This is a genomic window from Bradyrhizobium sp. UFLA05-153 (genome assembly GCF_054185185.1).
The window spans coordinates 16,392-39,821 of the sequence record NZ_JBBIAM010000070.1 but is presented as its reverse complement, the minus strand read 5'-3'; the positions used below and the strand labels follow the sequence as shown (position 1 = coordinate 39,821).

Annotated in this window: 21 protein-coding genes; 9 read left to right on the top strand and 12 right to left on the bottom strand. The window is 62.2% G+C overall.

Features of this window, described 5'->3' with window-relative positions:
* Positions 1–77: 77 nt before the first annotated feature.
* The 5 genes from Q2941_RS32165 to Q2941_RS32145 all read left to right on the top strand — a co-directional run bounded on the left by Q2941_RS32165 (position 78) and on the right by Q2941_RS32145 (position 7,210).
* Complete coding sequence (locus Q2941_RS32165) at positions 78–1,568, top strand: SGNH/GDSL hydrolase family protein (protein WP_458194919.1); 1,491 nt, start codon at positions 78–80, stop codon at positions 1,566–1,568.
* A gap of 1,922 nt (positions 1,569–3,490) precedes the next feature.
* On the top strand, positions 3,491–4,381 hold the full coding sequence (locus Q2941_RS32160; RefSeq protein ID WP_254108022.1) for an aldose 1-epimerase family protein: 891 nt from the start codon (positions 3,491–3,493) through the stop codon (positions 4,379–4,381).
* A 241-nt stretch (positions 4,382–4,622) separates the two neighbouring features.
* On the top strand, positions 4,623–5,363 hold the full coding sequence (locus Q2941_RS32155) for a response regulator (RefSeq protein ID WP_458194918.1): 741 nt from the start codon (positions 4,623–4,625) through the stop codon (positions 5,361–5,363).
* A 182-nt stretch (positions 5,364–5,545) separates the two neighbouring features.
* Positions 5,546–5,836, top strand: coding sequence for a hypothetical protein (locus Q2941_RS32150; protein ID WP_027522733.1), 291 nt, complete (start codon positions 5,546–5,548; stop codon positions 5,834–5,836).
* A gap of 78 nt (positions 5,837–5,914) precedes the next feature.
* Positions 5,915–7,210, top strand: a complete 1,296-nt coding sequence (locus Q2941_RS32145; RefSeq protein ID WP_458194917.1) for a DUF6895 family protein — start codon at positions 5,915–5,917, stop codon at positions 7,208–7,210.
* A gap of 153 nt (positions 7,211–7,363) precedes the next feature.
* Here Q2941_RS32145 and Q2941_RS32140 read toward each other — a convergent pair whose 3' ends face one another.
* Both Q2941_RS32140 and Q2941_RS32135 read right to left on the bottom strand, forming a co-directional pair.
* Positions 7,364–8,485, bottom strand: coding sequence for an alpha/beta hydrolase family protein (locus Q2941_RS32140; RefSeq protein WP_458194916.1), 1,122 nt, complete (start codon positions 8,483–8,485; stop codon positions 7,364–7,366).
* A 103-nt stretch (positions 8,486–8,588) separates the two neighbouring features.
* Complete coding sequence (locus Q2941_RS32135; protein WP_458194915.1) at positions 8,589–8,960, bottom strand: c-type cytochrome; 372 nt, start codon at positions 8,958–8,960, stop codon at positions 8,589–8,591.
* A gap of 293 nt (positions 8,961–9,253) precedes the next feature.
* Between Q2941_RS32135 and pgm the strand changes: the two genes are divergently transcribed.
* From pgm to Q2941_RS32115, 4 genes are all read left to right on the top strand, one after another.
* Positions 9,254–10,900 carry a phosphoglucomutase (alpha-D-glucose-1,6-bisphosphate-dependent) gene (gene pgm / locus Q2941_RS32130; protein WP_027522737.1) on the top strand — a complete coding sequence of 549 codons (1,647 nt, stop codon included), beginning with the start codon at positions 9,254–9,256 and terminating at the stop codon, positions 10,898–10,900.
* Between the two features lie 318 nt (positions 10,901–11,218).
* Positions 11,219–12,268, top strand: a complete 1,050-nt coding sequence (locus Q2941_RS32125; RefSeq protein ID WP_458194914.1) for an aromatic ring-hydroxylating dioxygenase subunit alpha — start codon at positions 11,219–11,221, stop codon at positions 12,266–12,268.
* A gap of 3 nt (positions 12,269–12,271) precedes the next feature.
* Positions 12,272–13,024, top strand: coding sequence for a GntR family transcriptional regulator (locus tag Q2941_RS32120; RefSeq protein WP_458194913.1), 753 nt, complete (start codon positions 12,272–12,274; stop codon positions 13,022–13,024).
* A gap of 9 nt (positions 13,025–13,033) precedes the next feature.
* Positions 13,034–14,014 (top strand): PDR/VanB family oxidoreductase, encoded by a 981-nt coding sequence (locus Q2941_RS32115; protein WP_458194912.1) that lies wholly within the window; start codon positions 13,034–13,036, stop codon positions 14,012–14,014.
* Between the two features lie 604 nt (positions 14,015–14,618).
* On the opposite strand, the gene Q2941_RS32110 is transcribed toward Q2941_RS32115, so the two are convergent.
* From Q2941_RS32110 to Q2941_RS32065, 10 genes are all read right to left on the bottom strand, one after another.
* Positions 14,619–15,686, bottom strand: coding sequence for a transglycosylase SLT domain-containing protein (locus Q2941_RS32110; RefSeq protein ID WP_458194911.1), 1,068 nt, complete (start codon positions 15,684–15,686; stop codon positions 14,619–14,621).
* A 347-nt stretch (positions 15,687–16,033) separates the two neighbouring features.
* Entirely contained in the window at positions 16,034–17,218 is a 1,185-nt protein-coding gene (locus Q2941_RS32105) for an ABC transporter substrate-binding protein (protein WP_458194927.1), read from the bottom strand.
* A gap of 9 nt (positions 17,219–17,227) precedes the next feature.
* Positions 17,228–18,244: a patatin-like phospholipase family protein gene (locus Q2941_RS32100; RefSeq protein ID WP_027522742.1), complete on the bottom strand. Its 1,017-nt coding sequence runs from the start codon at positions 18,242–18,244 to the stop codon at positions 17,228–17,230.
* Positions 18,245–18,564: 320 nt separating this feature from the next.
* A complete protein-coding gene (locus Q2941_RS32095) occupies positions 18,565–18,726 on the bottom strand; it encodes a hypothetical protein (protein ID WP_458194910.1) in 162 nt (53 codons plus the stop codon).
* A gap of 84 nt (positions 18,727–18,810) precedes the next feature.
* The gene (locus Q2941_RS32090; RefSeq protein ID WP_458194908.1) at positions 18,811–18,933 is read right to left on the bottom strand and encodes a hypothetical protein; all 123 of its coding nucleotides are present in this window, start codon (positions 18,931–18,933) and stop codon (positions 18,811–18,813) included.
* Between the two features lie 379 nt (positions 18,934–19,312).
* A complete protein-coding gene (locus tag Q2941_RS32085) occupies positions 19,313–19,720 on the bottom strand; it encodes a GFA family protein (RefSeq protein ID WP_458194907.1) in 408 nt (135 codons plus the stop codon).
* Positions 19,721–19,854: 134 nt separating this feature from the next.
* Positions 19,855–20,475 carry a nucleotidyl cyclase domain-containing protein gene (locus Q2941_RS32080; RefSeq protein ID WP_458194905.1) on the bottom strand — a complete coding sequence of 207 codons (621 nt, stop codon included), beginning with the start codon at positions 20,473–20,475 and terminating at the stop codon, positions 19,855–19,857.
* Positions 20,476–20,564: 89 nt separating this feature from the next.
* The gene (locus Q2941_RS32075; protein ID WP_458194903.1) at positions 20,565–20,909 is read right to left on the bottom strand and encodes a nucleotidyl cyclase domain-containing protein; all 345 of its coding nucleotides are present in this window, start codon (positions 20,907–20,909) and stop codon (positions 20,565–20,567) included.
* A gap of 174 nt (positions 20,910–21,083) precedes the next feature.
* A complete protein-coding gene (locus Q2941_RS32070) occupies positions 21,084–21,884 on the bottom strand; it encodes a phytochelatin synthase family protein (RefSeq protein ID WP_458194902.1) in 801 nt (266 codons plus the stop codon).
* Between the two features lie 307 nt (positions 21,885–22,191).
* Positions 22,192–23,274: a winged helix-turn-helix domain-containing protein gene (locus Q2941_RS32065; protein ID WP_458194901.1), complete on the bottom strand. Its 1,083-nt coding sequence runs from the start codon at positions 23,272–23,274 to the stop codon at positions 22,192–22,194.
* Positions 23,275–23,430: the final 156 nt, after the last annotated feature.

Here is a 23,430-nt window from a genome sequence, read left to right as displayed (position 1 = left end):
CTTGGCGCTATACTGATGTCGGGCAGGTTATCCGTGTTTTGCGGTCAAAGAACGTGTCCGAAAAGCCAAAAAGGGGCATGTTTACCGGAACCGGCCCGTGGATTGCGCTGGCAATCGCGGCGGGGCTGTTGCTCAGCATTGGCGAACCCACCTCGGCACAATTTTTCAATTTCGGCGGATTTCAGCAGCGGCCGCAGCCGCAACGCGGTGGCGGCTGGTTCGGTGGCGGCTGGTTTGGTAACGACGCGTATGATCCGTTCCAGCAGCGCGCGCCTCGCTGGGATAGACGGCAAACCCCACCGACCGTGCGCGAGGATTTTTCTAAGGCACCGTCGCCGGCGAAGCGCGACACCGTACCGGAGCGCAATGTGCTGGTGCTCGGCGACGCCATGGCCGACTGGCTCGCCTATGGGCTTGAGGACGCCTACTCCGAGCAGCCCGACATGGGCGTGATCCGCAAGCATAAGACGGTCTCAGGCCTCATCAAATACCAGCCCAAGGGGGAGTCGGCTGACTGGGCTGCGGCCGCCAAGGGCATTCTTGCCACCGAGAAGGCAGACGCGATCGTCGTTATGCTCGGCCTCAACGATCGCGTCGCGATCCGCGAGCCCGTCACCGAGAAGGACGACAAGAAGGCTGAGAAGAAAGGCGACAAGAAAGACGCTGGCGCCAAGCGTGACACCAAACTCGGCAACGCTGGCGCGGCCAAGGCGGACGACAAGTCCGTCGATACTGAAGCGTCGTCGGACGACGCCGACCATGACGCGCCACCGGCCTCAGCGCCCGAGAAGAGCGCGCGTTCGGCGAACGGCCTCTATGAATTCCGCGACCAACGTTGGATCGAGCTCTACAACAAGAAAATCGATGAGCTGATCGGCGTGCTGAAGAGCAAGGGCGCGCCGGTGCTGTGGGTCGGGCTGCCCGCGATCCGCGGCCAGAAGGGCACCTCGGACATGTTGTTCCTGGATGCGCTGTACCGGGAACGGGCCGCCAAGGCCGGCATCACCTATGTCGACGTCTGGGACGGCTTTGTCGACGAGGCCGGCAGCTTCCTGCAGAAGGGCCCGGACTTCGAAGGCCAGATCCGCCAGCTCCGCACCTCTGACGGCGTCTATTTCACCAAGGCCGGCGCGCGCAAGCTCGCGCATTATGTCGAGCGCGAGATCACGCGTCTCCTGACGGGGCCTTCGGTACCGATCGCGCTGCCGAGCGAGCCGGCGACACTTGACGCGAATGCCGTGCCCGGCCAGCCGGCGCCGCGGCCGCTGGCGGGACCGATCGTGCCACTGGTCGCCGCCTCCATTGCATCAGATCAACTGCTCGGCGGGCCCGGTTCGCGCCCCGCACCGGTTGATGCGCTTGCAGCCCGGGTCTTGGTTAAAGGTGAGCCTTTGACGGCGCCGGCCGGTCGCGCGGACGATTTTACCTGGCCGCGCCGCGAGTTCGGCGGCGAACAGGCCACAGGTGAGACGCCAGTGGCATCAGCATCGCCCGACGGCCTACGCGATGTCCACGCCCAGGTGAGGGCGCCGACGGCATGGCTAAAGCCGAAAAAGCCTCGCCGTTAGGAGACGTCACCCCGTGCGGTCGGACTATTGGCACGCTCAGGTTGTTGTCTGTCGGCTTCTGGCCCCTGGGCCGAAGATTGCCAAGACTGCAACAACTTCCGCATTTCAGAGGATTGTGTTGCAAAAATCCTCTTCCGCGTTGGGACCAATTTTCTAAGAGCCGGTGGTGTGTTTGGCGTTTGAGACGTGGGGATTGAGCTCGCCAACGTAGTGCCAGTAAGAACAGCAGACTATTGCTAAGCATCCCTTCGTTGACGGGAGCGCAGGGAGCCAGGCGCTCGCTGCGAGGCATTGAGCTTGCGATGCACGCTCCACTCGACGTGGCTCGTTGGGTGCCGTTTTGATCACAAGATGATTCACTGCGCCACAGCAGCGGACGGCTCCACGAGTTCGAGTGGTGGGCGAGGCTGAATGGCGCGGGCTGTAATTACCGCTCCTTGGCCCGCACAAATCGTCGGAAACGCTTGAACGCGGCCCCGGCATGAGGCGAGGCGCCTTCTCAGGTCAATCAGGACGTTCGCGCTCCGAAGCAATGGACGCTGAAGATCGCGTCAGCGTGCCGCGAAACAAGTGTGTGAGAAATGGACGCTTACGACGTTTACCGGATTCCCTGTTCAGGGCGCACTCATTCCCTGATCACATCCGAAAGATTCCCTGATATGCCTTCGCGCATTGGTTGGCCGCAAGAGCCGGGATTTGCAGGCGTTTTTTTGCATTTTCGCAGGCGCCCTTGGCGACTTTCAGAGGCCATTTCCCTGCAGAATTCCTTGTTACCAGGGAATGGCGTCTCATTGCCGATCCTTGCGCACGCCCGAGACGCGTAAGCCGGGCATTCTCATGGATGTCCATCCGGTTCCTCTCGTGGGGTGCTAAAGCTTCGACAACTTCAGCTTCCCCGCCCCGAGCCGGATGGGCAAAACCTATTGAAAGCTCGCACCTAGCTCTCCTGCCGGCGATGGTGCTGGAGGAGTGCGACCAGCTCCTGGAGGCTCTGTTCGAGGTTTGGGACCTGCAAAGATCCAGCATCCGGCTCAGGCCGATGAGTCTGGACCAAGTGCAAGTTTGCGGCGGAAGGCCTCGCGGGTTTCGCTGGCTTCGGCTCGTGAATGGATATGTCCTGAAACGAGCGTGTGATGTCGTGGTTCGTCCGAGGCCTTTTGGACATTGGCGGTTCAGGCGCAGCATGTCGCGCCCTCGTGCTTTCATCCGGCGACTGCTTGGGTTTGAGCGTAGGCGAAATGTAGGGTTGGAATTTCAGGTATTCGGTGTGTCGTTTGCGGGAGATCAGCTCGCGCGTGCCGTAGCCGGCAGCGAAGCCAATCGCGAGCAGAACAAATATGATAAGGAGCCCTACCATCAACTATACGCGCGCTCTCACGATTCTGCCCCAAAGCCAGCCTGCTGTCGTCTATTTCCTGTAATTGACTATTTGAAGGCACTTGTTTGCCGTGTCTGTGTTGGGCTGCGCTCGTCTTGAAATCGTGGTTTGATGTGTCGGCGCTGTCGATCGACAGACACTCCAACCTGGCCGGCGTCGTTAAGTAGCAAAACCACGAAATGCCGAGATCGCCGATCTTGTTGCTACAATCTCCAGGTTCCGCCATGTGCTCTGAGCTATCGCTATATTGAGTTTGGCCGTCAGCGCGATTGGCGGGCGTTGTTCTTGTTGCGCAGCTCAAAGGCCGACGAGCTTGCTGGCGCCCGGGTACCCGGTCGCGATCACGTGGAGTCCAAGCCCGTTGCATCGTCCTGAAGGAGCTTGCTGCGACACCTGCAGCCAGCGGTGTACCAGGTCTGGCTTGTCCAGGTCGCATCGATCAATCTTGCGCAGACAGTCTGTGCGCGCGGTTGCGCCCTGCCATGGCGCTGGCACGCAAGTTCGCGCTAGTCTCAAGGCCAGAGCTTCTCTGGGATGAATGGCCATGACCGATAATACTCACACAATCCGAAGCGGCGCGCTGACGGCGACCATCAAGGCGCAAGGCGCCGAGCTGTGCTCGCTGAAGCACGAGACGGGCGTCGAGTTCATCTGGCAGGCGGGGCCGGAATGGCCGCGCCATGCGCCGCTGCTGTTTCCGATCGTCGGCCGGCTCAAGAACGACGAGCTGCACCATGGCGGCAAGACCTATCGGCTGACCCAGCATGGCTTTGCGCGCGACCGGCGGTTCACCTGGCTCGAGCGATCGGCATCGCGTTGCGTGCTCGAGCTCACTGACGACGCGGCGACGCGCGCGCTCTATCCCTTCGCGTTCCGCCTGACTGCGACCTGCACGCTTGATGAAGCCGGTCTCGACCTCGCCTTCACGATCACCAATACCGGCGAGGACACCTTGCCGGCCTCGCTCGGCGGCCATCCCGCGTTCAACTGGCCGCTCGCGCCCGATATGTCGAAGGAGAGCTATGCGCTCACCTTCGCGCAGGACGAGCCGTATCCCATCCGCCGGCTCGAAGGTGGACTGCTGCGTGACGCGACGGAGCCGAGCCCGGTCCGCGACAAGGTGCTCGGCCTGTCCGAATCCCTGTTCGCCGCAGACGCGGTGATCTTCGACCGCCCGAACAGCACCTCGGTCCGCTACGCTGCCGGGCAGGGAGCATCTCGGGCATCTTGGGTGGAGATGTCCTGGAGCGGCTTCCGCGAGCTCGGCGTCTGGTCCAAGCCAACGGGCGCGCCGTTTCTCTGCATCGAGCCGTGGCGCGGCACTGCGAGCCCTGTGGACTTCGATGGTGCGTTCGATGAGAAGCCGGGCGTGATGCATATCGCGCCCGGCGCGGAGGAGACGCTGTCGTTCCGGATCCGGGTTGGGACCATGTAGCAGGCCGAGGCTTCAGCGGCCGCGCGGCTTCGCACGTGCTAGGCATTCGTGCGGTGTTCTCTCACCGCTGATATTGTTTGCGCGCGCCGAGGCGCGTACTATCGCGCCATGTTCGCTGGGGCTTTCGAATGCATTGTGAACGAGGGTTCACATCGCGACGCATTGCGTTGCGAGCGCATTTGCGCGGCTGGCTGCGTTCACCATTTCGATGACGTCGAACGTTCAGGGAAAGGCTGACGCCATGGCCGGCTCCGTATCCCAGGACTTGCGATCGCAAGACGCGCGTCGCCCGGACCGCATCGTCGTCGTCGAGGACGATCCGGTGACCCGCGCCATGCTGGTTGGCTATTTCAGCGAGAACAATTTCGATGTGGTCGGCGCCGGCTCCTGCGCGGAATGCCGCCAGGCGCTACGCGTCCGTACCGATCTCGTCTTGCTCGACGTCCAGCTGCCCGACGGCGACGGTTTTGAGCTTGCCAAGGAGATCCAGGCGCTCAGCAATGCCGGCATCATCTTCGTCACGCGCCGCGACACCGACGTCGACCGCATCCTCGGGCTCGAGATCGCCGGCGATCATTACGTGACCAAGCCGATCAACCTGCGCGACCTGCTTGCGCGGGCGCGCAGCGTGCTGCGGCGGCGCTCGATCGATCGCAAGGCGGCGCGTAACCACAACTCGATTGCTTTTGGTGATTGGATCATCGATCTGATGCGCCGCGAGCTGATGGACGGCGACAGCAAGCCGGTCGCGCTGACCCGCGCCGAGTTCGATCTGCTCGCCGCCCTCGTCGGCGCCGACGGCCGGGCGCTCAGCCGCGACTATCTCATCGAGGTCGTCAGCAACCGTCAGACCGACGTCGACGTGCGTACGGTCGATGCGCTGGTGGCGCGGCTGCGCCGCAAGCTGATCGGCAGCGGAACGCCGGTGATCGCAACCGTCACCGGCGTCGGCTACAAACTCGCGATCAGCGAGCGACTCTAGGCCAAGCGGCTGCAACGCTAGCCCATCCGCTTTGTGGCCAGAGCCGGCGCCGTGCCGTTGAGCGCTTGCTTGTGCACGCAAGCGACGGTGGAACCGGCGGCGCGGTTGTCCTCAACAGTTCTTGAAATGTAAGGTGGCTCACACCCCCGGGCCGGCAGATCGGGCCATCGTTTGCAGCGTCGATGGCAGCGGGCTTTGCCGCGGCGTCGATCCACCAGCCCATGGAGGCAACATTGAGCCACGCTGCAGACAAGGAAGATATCGTCCGCAAATTCCTGGCATCGCGAGCGTTCGACTTCGTCGCGTTCGGAAAGTTCGTCGCCGAGAACGGCGCGAGCCCTGCCAGCGGCCGCGACGGCGAATTCGGCTTCGTCATCGGTCACCGCGTCATCCGCTACTGCATTCCGCCCCAGGTGGAGGTGACCGAAGAGATCGATCCGGCCGTTCTCCGCAACGAAGTCACCCGCCGCTGACGCAGGCCTGATCGCCTAGCGCAGCTTTGGAGTCCACCGCGGCGCGTCAGCTCCGCGATCACCCACCGGGAGGCGGACATGCAGCACCCACAGGAAAGCAAGGTCGCGCTGGATCACAGGCGCGACGTCGACCTCGCTCAGGATCTGGACTTTCGACCGGACCTGCGACGACGTTTGCGGCTGGCGATGCGGATCGCCGCGCGCACGGTCCAGTTCCTCGGCGAGGACGGCTTTGACGGCTCGGATCTGCCGGAGGGCAATTTCGCCGCAGAGAAGCCGCTCGCGGAAACGGCCATGCTGCTCCACATCGCAGGCCGGCACGCCCCGCATCCCGGCATTCGCCACGCGATCGACGCGCTGCTCGCCGAACTCTTGCCCCACGCCCGCTCGCGGCAGATGCACTGGGACGTTGCGCGCTATCCATCGGTCTGTCTTCAGCTCGCGACCCCGCACATCATCCTGAGCACGTTCGGTCATCCCGACGACGCCTTCGACACGCTGCTCGCGCAAAGCTGGTCGGCGTCCGCGCGGCCGGGCCACGAGGTGGTGCCCTATCGCGAGCTCGAGATCGGCTGGTTGTTGTCGCTGTGGCTCGACGATCCACCCGGACCCGACTTCGCGCAGGTCGCGCGCAAGACCGCGCTCGGCAACGCAATCGATCTGCTCAACGGCACGCGCGAGGACGCCTACGCGCATACCCATGCGGTGATGTATTTTACCGATTTCGGCAGCTGGCAGCCCAGGCTGCCGCGGCCGCGTGAAGAATTCCTCGATGAGTCGGCGGCCGTGCTTGCCCGCGCGCTGGTGGTCGAGGATTACGATCTTGCGGCCGAAGCGCTGATGGCCTGGCCGCTGCTCTCGTCGGCCTGGAGTCCTGCCGCCGCGTTCGGCTTCCGCGTCGTGGCCTCGCTCGAAGACAAGGTCGGCTTCCTGCCGGCGGGACGATCGTCGGCGAGCCAGCTTCTGCGCCTGAGCGGTCACGACAAGACCAAATGCGCGCTCGCGACGTCCTATCACACGGCCTACGTCATGGGCATGCTGTGCGCGGTTGCGCTCAAGGCCGGCATGGCCTCGCCGTTCGCGATCGCCGGCCCGTGCTATCCGGATATGCTCGCGGCAGATCTCTACGCGCGCATTCCGAAGACCGGCGCGCATTGGGAAGAGGTGTTCGAGCGCCTGGAGGCGAACGAGCAGGCCGCGCTCGCACCCTTCCTGCTCGACGTCGCGCTGATGCAGGCGAGCCGCAGGAGCGATGCTGCCGAGATGGCCGATCTGCTTCACGTCGCCGTCACCCATGGCATGGCCAACACGACGCTATGCGCCCAGGCCGCCGAATTCCTGGCACGGCTCGGTGCACTCGTCGGTGGACGCTAGAGCATGATCCGGACCCGAAGGGCCGCGTTAGCGCAAAGTGCCAAGCGGTTTTCCCTCGCGACAAACGCGGAACGCGTTTGCGCGGAGATCATGCTCAAACAAGAATCCAAAGCGCGATGACGATTGATCCGATCTCATCGCGCTTTAGAAGCGTCAGCGCGCGGATGCCGCCTGGCCGCCCGCGAGCCGGTCGTCGACGGCATAGAGGCTGCAATCGGTCGCCCATTTGCCGCAGGCCGCGAGCGCATCGCGCTGCGCGTCGTCGGTCGTGGCGCGGCCGGAACGCCAGCCGAAGGCGCCTTTGGATGCGACCGCGAACGCCTTGTGCGGATTGATGCTGGCGAGATAGCGCGAAAACTCGTCCTTGCCCGAGCCGGAGAGCTGCCCGGGCGCCGGCAGCGGATCCGGCGGGCTCAACGTTTCGCGGCTGTCCAGCCCGCGCTCGCGCAAGAATGCGTCGACCAGCGGCGTCCACAGCGGGCGCGTCACGGAGGAATAGAGATAGTGGCCGTCATCGCCATAGGCGGGCGCATCGACGAACTTGGCATTGCCGCCGCCGCTGCGGAACGCGTCGTAGAAGCGATGCGCCAGCACTGGCGCGAAGAACAGGTCATTTGCGGCATAGACCCACAGCATCGGTAAGCGCGAGGTCTTGCCGAAGGTCGCGAAGGCCTGCACGAGGTCATCCGCATTGCAGACGAAATTGTCGCTGGACGAGCCGCGGCCGCCGGCAAAGTTGATCGCGCCGACGAGCCCGGGCGGTGCCTGCGCGGTCAGCGCCACCGTGGCAAGCCCGCCCGCGGAATGGCCGACCGCGATCATGCCGGCCGTCGTGACGTCGCTCCGTCGCGCCATCGCATCGATCGCGGCGCGTAAGTCGGCGACCGCAACCGCGGTGGCCGGCAGATAGGCGGCACGGGCGCAGGGGCCAAGGCTGTCGACCCGGTCGCCGGCCGAAGTGCCATAGCCGCGTCGCAGCACGATCAGCGCGGCAAATCCGCGCCGGGCAAACTCCAGCGCGATGGCATGGTATTTGTGCGCCGACATTGTCGCGCGGTCGTCGAAGTCCCGCGGCGTGCCATGGCTGAGCAGGGCAAGCGGATAGCGCCTGGACGCAGCGGGCCGCACCAGGAAGGCCTCCAGCCCCTGCGGCCCCGCTGCCGCCATCGGGATGCGGAGATCCTCGGTGTAGAACTCGGCAGCATTCGCGTGGGCCGCTACGCCCGCGATGGCGAGCAGGCAGAGCACGGGCACAAGCCGGCGCGCGAGGTCCATGGGCGGGATGATTCTCCGTGGCCGCGCGAGACCATAGCAGAGCCGCACGATCCGGCGAACGGGCGTTCACCGGATTTGCCGGCCGCCTGCCAGCTTCAATCGCTTACTTCAGCGTCTGAAGATAGGCGATGACGTTGCTGCGCTCGGTGGGGTCCGGCAGCCCCTTGAAGAACATCTTGACGCCGTGGACGTCGCCACGGGGATCGGCGAGGTAGGTGTCCAGGGCGCCCGGTGTCCAGACCTCCTTGTTGGCCTTCATCGCCTCAGAATAGGCGAAGTCGGGGACGGCGGCCGGCTTGCGTCCGACGACATTCCAAAGACTTGGGCCGACCTTGTTCACCCCGATCACGCTCGCATGGCAGTTTGCACAGGTTCGCTCGAAAACGGTCTTGCCGGCGGCCGGATCGCCCTCCGCGGCGAGAGCTGACGAGGCGACGCTCGCCAGCATGAGCGCGAAAATCTGACGTCCAATCATAATCTGCTCCCTTCGGGACCTGCCGGTGAAACTCCCGCAATTCTCGGCACTTCAGTGATCAAACGGGAAGCAGCGTGCCGATATGGCGTGGCAGCGTCTTTGTCCTGCATCAACCGACATCCGGCACCAAAGTACGAGATCGCCACTGCCGGTGGATCGTCCCGTGGCGGATGGGCGTTGTCGGTTGGTCGTTGGCTGGTGCGCCGCGCTGACGGGTCCGGCAACCGGCTTGGCGACGGCCTGACCGATGGTATGGTGTTCTAGGCTGTCGTTTGAAAGTGCGAGGAGTTGCAGTGGCAGAAGTCGATCCCGCGGCGGGTAAGCCGGTTGCGCCGAGCGCGCTTGCCAATGTTCCAAGGCTTGTCACGGCCTATTTCGCCAACAAGCCGGATCCGGCCGATCCGGCCCAGCGGGTGGCATTCGGAACGTCAGGCCATCGCGGCACCTCGCTGAAGAATTCGTTCAACGAGGGCCATATCCTCGCAACGACGCAGGCGATCTCCGACTACCGGCGTGAGAAGGGGCTGACCGGTCCCTTGTTCATCGGCATCGACACCCATGCGCTGGCCGAGCCCGCGCTGGTCAGCGCCATCGAGGTATTCGCCGCCAACGGCGTCGACGTCATGGTCGACCAGGCCGGCGGCTACACGCCGACGCCGGTGATCTCGCACGCGATCCTGTCCTACAACAAGGGGCGGACGAGTGGCCTCGCCGACGGCGTCGTCATCACGCCGTCGCATAATCCGCCGGAGGACGGCGGCTACAAATACAATCCGCCACATGGCGGTCCCGCCGACACCGACGTCACCGGCGTCGTCGAGAAGCGCGCCAACGCCTTGCTTGCCGACGGCCTGAAGGGCGTCGCGCGCATGGACTACGCGAAGGCGCTCAAATCCTCCTCCGTCCACGCGTTCGATTTCGTCACGCCTTACGTTGCCGATCTCGGCAATGTCGTCGATCTCGCGCTCGTCAAATCGGCAGGCGTCAACATCGGCATCGATCCGCTCGGCGGCGCCGCCGTGCATTACTGGCATCCGATCATCGAGCGCTACGGCCTGAAGGCGACGGTGGTGAACGAGGCGATCGACCCGACCTTCCGCTTCATGACGGTGGATTGGGACGGCAAGATCCGCATGGACTGCTCCTCGCCCTATGCCATGGCGAGCCTGATCCACATGAAGGACCGCTTTGACGTCGCCTTTGCCAACGACACCGATGCGGATCGCCACGGCATCGTGACGCCAACCGGCGGCTTGATGAACCCCAACCATTATCTTGCGACCGCGATCGCGTACCTGTTCGCGCATCGGCCGCACTGGGGCAGGGATGCCGCGATCGGCAAGACCGTGGTCTCGAGCTCGGTGATCGATCGCGTCGCCAAGAAGCTTGGCCGCAAGCTGGTCGAGACCCCCGTCGGCTTCAAATGGTTCGTCGATGGCCTGGTCACCGGCTCGTTCGGCTTCGGCGGCGAGGAGAGTGCAGGGGCCTCGTTCCTCAAGCGCGACGGCACGGTGTGGACCACCGACAAGGACGGTATCATCCTCGGCCTGCTCGCCGCCGAAATCCTGGCCAAGACCGGTCGCGACCCGAGCCAGCTTTTTGCGGACCTCACTGCCGAGCTCGGGGTGCCCCATTACGAGCGCATCGACGTCGCCGCCACCGCCGCCCAGAAGAGCGTGCTGAAGTCGGTAACCCCCGAGCAGCTCGGCCTGAAAGACCTTGCCGGCGACCCCGTCCGGGCCACGCTGAGCAAGGCTCCCGGCAATGGCCAGCCCTTCGGCGGCATCAAGGTCGAGACCGATTACGGCTGGTTCGCAGCCAGGCCCTCCGGCACCGAGGATGTCTACAAGATCTACGCCGAGAGCTTCCGCAGCACCGATCACCTGCACCGCATCCAGCAGGAGGCCCAGGCCGGGCTGAAGAAGGTGTTTGGGGCGTAACTCCCTAGACCGCGAGCCTCGCTCCCACCACGGCGACGCTGTGCTCCCTCTCCCGCCTGCGGGAGAGGGCCGGGGTGGGGGTGTCTCGCCGTTGGGATTATCCGAGATTTGCGGAGAAAATCCCTGGGCGGAGAGAGCCCTCACCCGTGCCTTCGGTACGACCTCTCCCGCAGGCGGGAGAGATCACACTGAGCCTGCGGCCAATCCATGCAACCTGTATACATGAAACGGCATAGAGGTATTTTAAAACCTCCAATTTTTCCGCTTTGCGTGCTATTGTATACATAACGTATTCATAAGCCCTTGGGAGAGAGAGCCGTGACAAAACCATTCCCGATGAATGCCTGGTACGCCGCCGCCTGGGACGCCGAGGTGAAGCAGGCGCTGCTGCCGCGGACGATCTGCGGCAAGCATGTGGTGATGTACCGGAAGGCCGATGGTGGCGTGACGGCGCTCGAGGACGCCTGCTGGCACCGCCTGGTGCCGCTTTCCAAGGGCCGGCTGGAAGGCGACACCGTCGTCTGCGGCTATCACGGCCTGAAATACAACGCGCAAGGCCGCTGCACCTTCATGCCCTCGCAGGAGACCATCAACCCGTCGGCCTGCGTCCGCGCCTATCCGACCGTCGAGCGCCATCGCTTCGTCTGGCTGTGGATGGGTGATCCCGCGCTGGCCGATCCTGCGCTGGTGCCGGACATGCACTGGAACGACGATCCGGCCTGGGCGGGCGACGGCAAGACCATCTACGCGAAATGCGATTACCGCCTCGTGGTCGACAACCTCATGGACCTCACGCACGAGACCTTCGTGCACGGCTCTTCGATCGGCAATGACGCGGTGGCCGAAGCGCCGTTCGACGTCACCCATGGCGAGAAGACGGTCACGGTGACGCGCTGGATGCGCAACATCGAGGCGCCGCCGTTCTGGGCCAGGCAGTTCGGCAAGCCCGGTCCCGTCGACCGCTGGCAGATCATCCGCTTCGAGGCGCCGTGCACCGTGACGATCGACGTCGGCGTGGCGCCGACTGGGACCGGCGCGCCCGAGGGCGACCGTTCGCAGGGCGTCAACGGCTTCGTGCTCAACACCATCACGCCCGAGACCGAGAAGACCTGCCACTATTTCTGGGCCTTCGCGCGCAACTATCGCCTTGGCGATCAGCGCATCACGACCGAGATCCGCGAGGGCGTCACCGGCATCTTCCACGAGGATGAGCTGATCCTCGAAGCGCAGCAGCGCGCGATGGATGAAAATCCGGATCGCGTCTTCTACAACCTCAACATCGATGCCGGCGCGATGTGGTCGCGGCGGCTGATCGACAAGATGGTCGCGAAGGAAAACGGGCCGCAACATCTTCAGGCCGCGGAGTAGGTCATGGCCGAGCGCGAGGTCGATCGCTCCGTCTCGCAGACCGTGAAGGCGCAGCTCGCGCTGCGCGACCAGATCCTGTCGGGGTCCTTGCGTCCCGGCGAGCGCATCTCCGAGCTCCAGGCGGTCGAGACCACGGGCGCCTCGCGCACGCCGGTGCGCATGGCGCTGGTGCGGCTGGAAGAGGAGGGCCTCCTTGAGGCGATCCCCTCCGGCGGCTTCATGGTGAAGGCCTTCTCCGAGCGCGACATCCTCGATTCCATCGAGCTGCGCGGCACGCTGGAAGGGCTCGCCGCACGCTTTGCCGCCGAGCGCGGCGTTTCCGCGCGCGAGCTCGAGCCGCTGAGGGAGTGCCACGCCGCGATCGACGAGCTGTTGCGCCAGGTGCCGATCTCGGTCGATGCCTTCTCGTCCTATGTCTCGCTGAATGCGCGCTTCCATGCGCTGCTCACCGAATTGTCGCGCAGCCCGCCCTTGATCCGGCAGATCGACCGCGCCTCGGCGCTGCCGTTCGCGTCCCCAAGCGGCTTCGTGATGGCGCAATCGGCGCTGCCGGAGGCACAGCAGATTTTGATCATCGGGCAGGAGCATCATCGCGTCGTCATCGACGCCATCGAGAACCGGGAAGGCGCCCGCGCCGAAGCCATCATGCGCGAGCATGCGCGGCTCGCCGTGCGCAATTTGCGGCTTGCGCTGCGCAACCGGACGCATCTGGACCTGCTGCCGGCGCTCGCGCTGATCAAGTCCGCAACCGAATAGGGGAGTGCCATGCGATTCATCGAAACCTGGACTCCGGCAACGCTGGTCGAGACCCGCGAACTTTCGCCCAGCATTCGCGAATTCCTGATTCTGCCGGATCAATTCGACGGTGCTGCCTATCCGGTCGGCAGCCACATCAACGTGGCCGTGACCATCAATGGCCAGCCGGAGACGCGGTCCTATTCGCTGGTCGGCGAGGCCGATCCCCGTGGTTTCAGGATCGCGGTGCGCCGTGCCGAGGATTCCCGCGGCGGCTCGCGCTACATGTGGTCGCTTCAGCCGGGCGCGCGGCTCGACGTTACGATGCCCTCGTCGCTGCTGTCGGTCGACTGGAGCCGCAAGCACTATTGCCTGGTCGCCGGCGGTATCGGCATCACGCCGATCGTCGGTGCCGCGCAGGCGCTGGTCCGTCGTGACGCCGGCGTGACGCTCCATTATGCGGTGCGCTCGCGTCAGGATGCCGCCTATATCGATCATCTCACCGCGCTATTGGGCGACCGTCTGGTCGTCCATGCCAGCGACGAGGGAGGGCGGCTCGATCTCGACGCGCTGTTCGCCGCACTGCCGCGGGACGCACTGGCGCTGTTCTGCGGCCCGATGCGCATGCTGGATGCCGCGCGCCATGCCTGGCTCGGTGCAGGGCGCCCGCTCTCCGATCTGCGCTATGAGACCTTCGGCTCCAGCGGCTCGCTGCCGACGGAGGCGTTTCGCGTCCGCCTGAAGGGCTCGGATGTCGAGTTCGAAATCCCGCGCGAACGCTCGATGCTGGACGTGCTCAACGCCGCCGGCCACGAGGTGATGTACGACTGCAAGCGCGGCGAATGCGGCCTGTGCGCGATCGACGTCGTCGACGTCCAGGGTGAGATCGACCATCGCGACGTCTTCTTCAGCGATCATCAGAAGCAGGAGAACCAGAAGATCTGCGCCTGCGTGTCGCGCGCCCGCGGCACCATCACCGTGGATACGCTGCACCGGGCGGACGCGATCTGACGCGTGTACATATAAACGCAACTTTGCCCCTTCGGCGCTCACGTCTGCTTAGCCCCCAACAGCGGCGCGAGAGCGAACAATCCGGGACCGCGGCTTTGGGGCCAGGAGCGGTTATTTCAAGCAAGTAGAGAGCGAATTAGCTTGCTATGCTTTGAGTCCTTTAGCACTCTCTGGGAAGGAGGCCGAGGCATGAAAATAATGACCGTCGCGTGCACTCTCGGAACGGCCCTAGTGCTGTGTAGCTTGGGGACGTCTGGTGCTGCAGCCCAAGTGCGGAAGGCCCAAGTCGTTCGCGAACCGCGGCAGAGGCTTGTCGTCACGGTGCCCGTGTTAAGGCCAACTCCTTGGGATTATTATATTGTTCCACGGTATCGCTATCGCCCTCAGGACGACCGGGTCGATCCAAACGGACCGCCACCAAGTCTTGGCTCATCCGTCCCGCCGCTGGCGTCGGATCTGCGCTTCTATGAGGGGTGGCCATACTACTGGTGAACAAGGATCGCGCCGAGGAAGATTGCATTCTGGGTGATGTGGTGATCGGCGACGCGGAACTGAATGGGAACGCCGGGATACAACCGCGTATCGTGATGCTGCTTAGTGGGTTCTATCTCGAGCGCTCGACCGCCGCAGTTTGCACTGGATAGCGGGCATAGAGCGTGTCGACGCGGTCCCGCCACATCGCGACGAACGCGCCCGAGGTGAGATGATCGACCGACTTCCATTCGCGCTTGACCACCGGCAGCGTGTTGCCCCAGATGGCGCGCTTGCACCATCGCTCGCCCTTCGCCGAGCCCTCCTGAGTTGCGCACATCGACTTCCACGCAATCCGCTGCGGATGGCTGATGTGTTGGGCGGCTCCTTCCCAGCCCTGCTGGTGGATCAGGTAGAGATCGGAAAACGTCGGCTGCTTGTGCGTTATTACTTCGAATAGCGCAGCCTCGGTGATGAACTTGTAGGCGGCGCCCATGGCGTTGTCGCGAGGATTGAGGATGTCGCCCGATCCGTATTTGCCGAACTCATACTTGCTCAGCTGGAACAGGCCGATATAGGAGCCGGTGCGTTGCTTGGGATTGAAATCGGATTCGATTTTGGCGACCGCCTTCATGAAATTGGCATCTATACCGAACGCCTTGGCCGCGTGTTCGATCTCTTGGATGGGCGTTCCGAGCGGAACGCCGCTCAACGCCGACAGGGCGATCTTCGCGGGTTTGTCCGGCGGCGGGATTTCCGAGTAGACGTAGTATTTGAGATACGACGGTTCGCCTTCGTCCGGATTGGGTGAGGCAGCGCGCGGACGGTCCTGCTGTGGCGTTGCCGAGTTCTCGGGCGGCGCTGCCTCAAGGCTGGCGACCTGCAACATTGGCTCTTGCCGCGGCGTACTGGTTGAATCGGACGGCATCACCGCGTCCGGCGCGGCAGCGCTGAATCCCGCCGCGACGATCGCATTAGCCGATGATCTCGTATCGAACTTGGTCTCGATGACCGGCGTCGGAAACGCTGCGCCGGCATTTGTCAGGACCGTCGTCACATTCAGCGGGATGGCGCTGAACGCATCGGCAACTCTCGCATTCGGCGTTGCGATGCTCGGGCGCGATACCGCGATCGGATGAATCGCGGCAAGCGAAGTCGCGGTCAGCGCGCCGGCAATGCAGCTTGCGTGCCAAATCTTCAATGTCGCCAGCCGCGCGGCCGCGGTCCCCCCGTTCAAATCCCCAACTTGGTACGCAGGTTAAGGAGGCGAAGGGAAGACAATATGGCGCACTTGTGGCGCAGATGCGGTCAGTCTCGGCCGTGTCGCCAAGATGTGCCTAAATTGGAAGTTGCTGTCCTGATGCGCCTCCTGCCGAGGAACAGGACGGGCGCCATGTCGCGTGACCGTCGCTAAACAACGCATCTTCGCGCGTTAGCGCGTCGAGACCGACGCCGTCCGGTTTGCCGCCGACGGAACATCACAATGGCTTAAGCACAGTGGCTTAAGCGCTGTTCGGTTTGGGCCAATCGCGCGCTGCACCAGGAGGCCTATTCGATCACCTCGTCGGCAATCAGCAGAAAGTCGCGATTGGCCGTCAAGCCGAGCGCCCTAGCCGTCTTCAGATTGATCACCAGCTCGAGCTTGGTTGGCTGCTGTATAGGCAATTCAGCCGGCTTTGCGCCTTTGAGGATACGGTCCAGATAAGTTGCGGTCGCGCGAGACAGACCGGGCAAGTTTACGCCATACGAGACAAGGCCTCCGAGGTCGACTGCTTCCCGCGCCGCATACATCGCCGGCAGGCGATTGTTTGCCGCGAAGGTTACGATGCGCGCGTACTGGCTGAACAACATCGGACTGGGAAACACAATGAGAGCATCAGCACGCTCTGCAGCCATCGCTGCGAAGGCACCGTCCAGATCAGCAGGACGATCCACCGGCACGAGTTGAAGTCTCGTTCCCAGGGATTGGGCGGCGCTTTCGATCTCCTTCAACATGCCGGCCATTGTGTGCTCGCCGTATGCACGGGGGTGCCACAGCACGACAACGCGAGAAAGACCCGGAACGATTTCCTTAAGCAGTTGTAGCCGCTTCGACACCAGTTCGGGGCCGAGAAATGTCGTGCCTGTTACATTGCCTTTCGGCCGCCCCAGGCTTGAAGCAAGCCCGTCCTCGACGGGATCGGCCATGCCTATGCCGACGATCGGGATTGTCGAAGTCGCTCGCCTCGCCGCGCGGACAGCCGGCGTGCTCAAGGCGACAATTGCATCAACTCGCTGCTCAACCAATTGCTGCGCCAGCTCGTTGAGCTTGGTCGCATCACCATCCGCAAATCTCCGGTCGAAGCCAATACTCTGCCCTTCGATATAGCCAAGCTCGCGCAGCGCCGGCACGAACGCGTCGAGAGTTGTCAGACTTGCGCCGGACTTGTCGCCGCGGCCAAACGACAGGACTCCTATCCGGGAATTCTTCGCCTGTTGGGCATGTGCCGCGAGCGGCCAGGTAGCAACTGCGCCTCCAAGAAGTGTGATGAACTCGCGCCGCTTCATCGCCGCACCCACGCTGTCAGTGCCGGTCACGTTCCCGCCGGGGTGCGAAAGACTTTCAAAAAGTCCCAGGCGGGCCCTGTTGATCATGGCAATCCCGACGATCGGAATGGTACTCGTCGCATGCTTTAAGATGACGGCGCCGATCGCAGGCGTTCCGACCAGCACGTCGGGCTTCGCTGTACCAATCTAAACGCACTACAAGTATCTGCCGTGAATGTCGATGGTCGAACGCACACCGATGTGGCAATAATTTGCAGCTAACCACTCCTCAGCGCAGGTACGGCCCACGTCGCGCAGATAGGTGAGAAACTCCCAGTCTGCATTGAACTTGGAGGCGACGCCGAGGTCTTTCATGAACGATTCCGCCTCTATGGCATGAATCAGCATCGTCTTTATCTCGTCGCGCAGCGCGCCTCTGCTAACGAGCTTGTTGGCGAAGGCAATTGCTCGCATCTCGCGCATCAGCGACGAATTGAAGCTGATTTCGTTCAATCGGTTTAATATATCGCTCGCCGTGCGAGGAATCTCCCCACGCACAATTGGATTGATGTGAATAACGATGACGTCTGTGGATTGGCAGCCATAGATCAGCGGGAAGATCGCTGGGTTGCCCATGTAGCCGCCATCCCAATAGGCTTCGCCATCGATTTCAATAGCCTGAAAGAGCTGCGGAAGGCACCCGGACGCGAGAACGGCCGAGACGGTGAGCTCATGGTTCTCAAAGATCTTCACCTTTCCAGTGCGGACGTTTGTCGCACAAAGGAACAGTTTGACGACATTCTCCCTGCGCAGTCGCTCGAAGTCGACGGTCTTCTCGAGCACGTCACGCAATGGGTTATAGTTCAATGGGTTAAACTGATAAGGTGACAGCAGTCGTGTCATCATGTCGAAGAACATGAAGGCCGGCGATCTCTCGATCGAACGAGTTTGCGACAGACGATCGAAAATGGAGGGCCGCAGCGGTCCGCAGGCCGCAGCTTCGCTGATGCGGCGCCAATATTCGGCGAGAGTGAGTTTTGCGCCTTCGCGGCCGCCTATCGTCAGGCCGTACGCCATGACCGTGCCGTTCATGGCGCCAGCGCTGGTAGCGCAGATCCCCTCGAACGACATCCGCTCATCTTCGAGCAGGCGATCCAAAACGCCCCAGGTGAAGGCGCCATGCGCACCGCCACCCTGTAAAGCAAGGTTGACCGTCTTGCTCGCCGTATCCATCAGCGCTTAGCCCCGACCACGCTGTGCGCGCCGCCTGGCAGCGTCATGAACTCGCGGCGTTTCACTGCGCAGTCCCTCCACTTCTTGCGAGTGATAGGATATCACAGGTCGATACGGCAGGAGACGGCCCGCTGCGAGATTTCGGGCCGGGCTATGACTGCTCTGGGGCATTCGCGACTGAGCCGGGCGGTGCTCGCTACCAATCGATATCCGCTTCGGTCCCGATAGCTCCAGCATATGAGCAAACGGAGCAATGACGCGAGGGGCCAACAACAGACGACCAGTGCAGGACAGGTTTTCGTTCGAAAACGCTACGTCGGTCACATCATGACCCCGGGCATGAAACAACGAATTTCGATCCGCCGCAGGTTGCCGCCGAGCGCCCAATAGTAGATGGGCCAGACCATGGTGCGAGCGGCGCGGTTCGGCTCCTTGATCACGGCCTCGTCCGGCACGTCCCACCATTGGCGCTCGATGCGCACGCGGTAGTGACCCTCTCTCACCTCCCAGTCGATGTCGGATAGCGCCTTGCCGTCGGCGTCGGAACAGCATGGCCCCTTGCCACTTTAGAGGCTCTCGAACCAGCTATCGAGTTCGGGACGGCTATGATCGTGTGCGTTCGCCGCGAAGTGCCAGACCAACAGCACGATCAAAGCTCTGATGGCGGTCATCAAAAATATCTTCGTCACTGCAATCTCCTTTGAAAAGAGATTTGCGCCACGACTTCCGAAATGACCTAGTTCAAACCGCCCGGGTTCTCTGATGTGAACCACTTCACATGTTGCGCCAACTCCAGACTAGCTGGGCGGCTCCTGAATTCCCCGGCTGTTGTTACGTCTGGGGTGCGGACACTAGGGTTCAAGCGGCGCGGTCATTGGACGCACCAGACGTCAGGTTCGGGTCAAAATGCGAAGAACTCAACGTGAGCAACTCTCGTCCGCTTCATGACGCTGAGCGGACCTCGGCAAGGCATATTGCCGCTTCGCTGATGGGCCAATAGCAGGCGACTCGGTGTGCCCCGGCGTCCCACGGCCATCAGGTCAAGGTTACCTTGCCGGTTTGATCGATCTAAGGCTGCTTTTCGAACTTCCGCATCGACGCGACGTGTCTGACCCATGGCTGAGCGGAGCGAGACCACCACTGCGTACGGGGGACGATCAGGTCGCGTTGACGAATGGAGCCCACACGGATGGCGTAAACCTTGGGGCCTGCTCCGACGGCCGTCGCGTAGATATGTGTTCCACATTCCGGGCAAAACGCCTGTGGCCTCTTGTTTCCGCTTTCGGCGGTCTTGACGTAGATTTTCGGTTCGCCCGAGAGCAACCTGAAAGCGTCTTCCCGCGTGAAGGCGTGCACGCGGAACGCGGAGCCGGAGAATGTCTGGCAGTCGGTGCAATTGCAGAGCAGGGTTTTGTCCGGCTCGATGTCGGCTTCAAATGTAATGTATCCGCAGTGACAACTCCCATCGATTTTCATCGTATCCTCCGCAGCGCGTTCATGCGCAACCTAAGGCTACCAAGCGCATCGATTGTCCGGACCTCGCTGAGCCGTGCGGTCACTTCGCCGATGGGCCATTTGGAGACCTCCTTAAGGTCCATTTGGTTTACGCTTCAGAGAGGATCATGCAACTCGTTGTCTAGGGCGACTTCGCACAGTCGATAGGCTCCGATCCCGACCAGTTGTGGCCTGAGCAACGGTTGCAGTTCGACGGGCTGGAGTCGGTTGTGCCATGGCGTGCCAAAGAGGGCACTGCGGACGGCGTCAGTGACGAAAATCCCGTTCTCCTCGCTCGTCAAGAGCTTGCTCGATGCACTCTGCAATTGCGAGGCAACCCAGACATCGCGACCATAGAGAAAGGAGCGGAATGCGTAGAGTGTGCCTCGGTGCAACCCGATACCGATCGTGCAGTCGAACTGCTCCACGGGCCGGATTGCCTCCCACTTACGGATCGAGCGCTCTGCCCCCGCCATGGCCTGCGCGGCATCGGCAAATGTTATGCAATAGGAATCACCTAGGTTGAATCGAACCGTGCCGCCGAATTCTTGTGCCGTCCCGTAGGTCACCCCATCGAGCATGTCGAGGATGCGCTCAATTTTGGCGACAGGCCCGGCATCCATGATCTTGCCGAAGCCGTGAAGATCTAAGAAAAGAATGTAGATTTCAGGAATAACGCGTGTGCGATGCCGCTGTTCGATGCGGTAGATCGGCATCGGTTCGACAAACCCCTTCAATGCAAAACTCTCAACGAGCGCGGTCTGGATCTCCGCCGATGTTAGAGCGAGTCGGGCTCCGGCCGTGAGGTAGATTTCGTCGGGCGGCGTTAGCGCTTCGACGCGGGTGACGAGGGCAAAAACGTCCCCGATGAAGTCGTCGTCCTGAACGGCGATATCCCCGAGTGAATTACGATGCGAATCGAGAGGCGATCGTGACCTCGGTTTACTTGGGTCAGTTGCAGCTCTTCCTGCACTGCTATCGCAGCTTTGGCCGCACCAGTGACGCTGAGGAATTCGAGCCAATAACCGTCTCCAGCGGGTTTGATGATACGGCCGCCGTGCTCGGCGGCACGGCGCGCCAGAAGCGCGCGATGTTCACCCAATAGCGCCTGGAGATCGGCGGTCAGAAGTTCACGGAAGCGTGACGTCGAGCCGCTGATGTCGGTCTTCATAACGACGGTGGTTCGAAGGGGATTCATCGTCGGATGATCCTGTGCGCAGAGAGCAGCCTACGACAATTCATCGTCGTTTGGCAGAGGAGTGGCGCGAGACCCGCGCGCACGGTCGCACTTCGCTGATGGGCCAATTTGGGAAGCTTCCGTTTCATCGATGCCAAGTGAAGACCCCTAAGGGGCCTCAACAAGAATATACCCGCGGTTCTCAACCGTATCGAATGTGCGCATACCCTTAACGAGGGTTGCAGCTGGCATCCACACCCAGCCAGCGCTCGCGGGGTTGACGTCAAGGACAAGGAACGAGTCGGATTCAGTGTCGTATGCGCCAAGCGGCGAGATGTGGCCAGGGCCCTGTTGTCCTACAGCCTTGCGCTGGTAGGCGACGATCACATAGTCACCCCGACGTTTGAGGTTTTCAACCAAATCAGTCTTAATGTCCTGCTCAGGCTTGCTGTCATCAACGATGACAAGCCGGGTCGTAAGACCATTCGCCCTTAGCATCTCATCGAGCTGACGAACCTGATATCCGAAATCCTGAATCTGCTTTCCATTGATCGTCACCGGTTCGCCGAGAACTTGCGCGCGTGTCTTTTGACCTTTGGTGATCACGTTGTCCTGTGTGAAGCGAGGGATTGAGGGATCGTAGCCGCTCGGAATGTATTTAAGATCTTCTGAGTGTAATCGGCTCCGGTCCCGCGGCAGATCAGGGCTCCGACCTCGAACGGCGTTGAGCACAATTGCCGCAGACGCGGGTCCACAGAAGGCTCCGTTGGACTCGGCTTCAAACTGATTGGCAAGGGCCGGAAAGTCCACCTTGGCGGTTGAGCGGGCCAGTCGCGCAAGCCCGTCGTCCGACGAGAATGGCACAAGATCCCGCGAAATGGTCGCTGGTGCGTTGTCTAGTGCAAATGCTGCCGGAAGTTGCGTAGTCGTCAACAGAAGCGCGAGTACAATTCGGGCAAGAGGTGACATGGTCAGCTCCTATTTCCTGCAAGCCCGACGCAATCTAATCTAGCGGATCCCAAGTTGGATACGGCAAGAATATTGCCGGGATTGCGTGCATGCCGCCCGGAGCCTGAATGTCCGAGGTTGTGGTCAAAAGCGGAAGGTTCAGAACGAGCCAACGTTTTGCCAGGCTTGCGGTAGCGATTGTTTGCCCCGGGTTGTGAGCGCGAGGTCCTTCTCCGGATTAATCGGTGGACCTCATCCTGAGGAGCCCGCTGGAAGCGGGCGCGCTCGGGGCACCATCACGGTGGACACCGGGTGGATGCGATCTGGATCAACTAATGTAAGCTTGAAGGTTCGCGCCGATATTCAACGAACGGCTGCACTGTTCGATGGCTTCTTCAAGTTGACGGAGGTGCAGGTGCGCAATGCAGAGAAGCCGCGCCGTGATGTTGTCCTGCAAGACGGTCAGATTTGTTCGGTCGCCGTCGAACCGATCTGACCAGATGTCGTGGGCGGTCTGAAGATCGGTTAGCGTTACGTTGATCCGCACCTGGTCTCCGTTGCGTCTCACCGCGCCGTGTACGGCCCAGCGGATACCGAGATCCGTCCCGACCTGCTTCAGATCAATCGACTTGTTCTTGTAGGTAAAGGCGGTCTCGCGTCCAATAACGAAAGTGGCTGGCGTTCGTGCGAGACCGGTCGTCAAATCTGTCGTGATGGCGTCGACAAAGCGCTCCTGCTCTCGATCGTTGTTGAGATTGGCGAAGGGCAACACGACGAGAGAGAGACGAGTCGCGATCTCGGGCCCGACTGTCGGTTGCCCCTGGATCTTTTGAGCTTCCCGAACTACGTCTGTACGGATCGTCTTCCAGACATTCCAATAACCGATAAGGCCGCCGGCAATTGCGCCGATGGTGGCAACCGACGCCAGCGCCCCGCCGACGAGCTTCATACGACCTCTGAGCTGACCCAGCCAGTCATGGAATCGCCGTTTGCTTACTGCTCTTTCAGCAAGATCTGGGACCGAAACCGCTGTGCTCCCTGCCGCGCGGGCAAACTTTGACGGTTCTGCGAGGGAGACCACCGCCGTTCTTGGGCACCGATCCTCTTCGTGTATGGCGCCCACGAAACGAAAACCCTTTCGTGGAAATGTTTTGATAAGACGTTGTTGCTCGCCGGAGTCGCCGATCGCGCGTCGGACGGCGTTCAGCCGGGTCGTCAGTGCCGAGTCAGATACAATCCGACCATTCCAAATCGCGTTTATGAGATCGTCCTTGCTGACGACGCGATCCCTGCTGCGGATCAAATATTCGAGCAGATCGAGAACCTGAGGCGGCGTAGGCACAACATCGGGCCCGCGCTGCAACTCGCGCTTGTCGGTGTCCAACGCACAGTCCTCGAAGAAATAGCGCATGGCACCATTCCCCAGGCTTGCCCTCTATCCCCCGAGAGCGCGGCCGCGATCGTGCGGCGAGATTAGGCCGGAAAGGAAAATGTAAGCCGAATATCAAATCCACAAATATGATCTCTTTCACACATGCGGGCGCAATCCTCAGGAGGACGGAGAAAA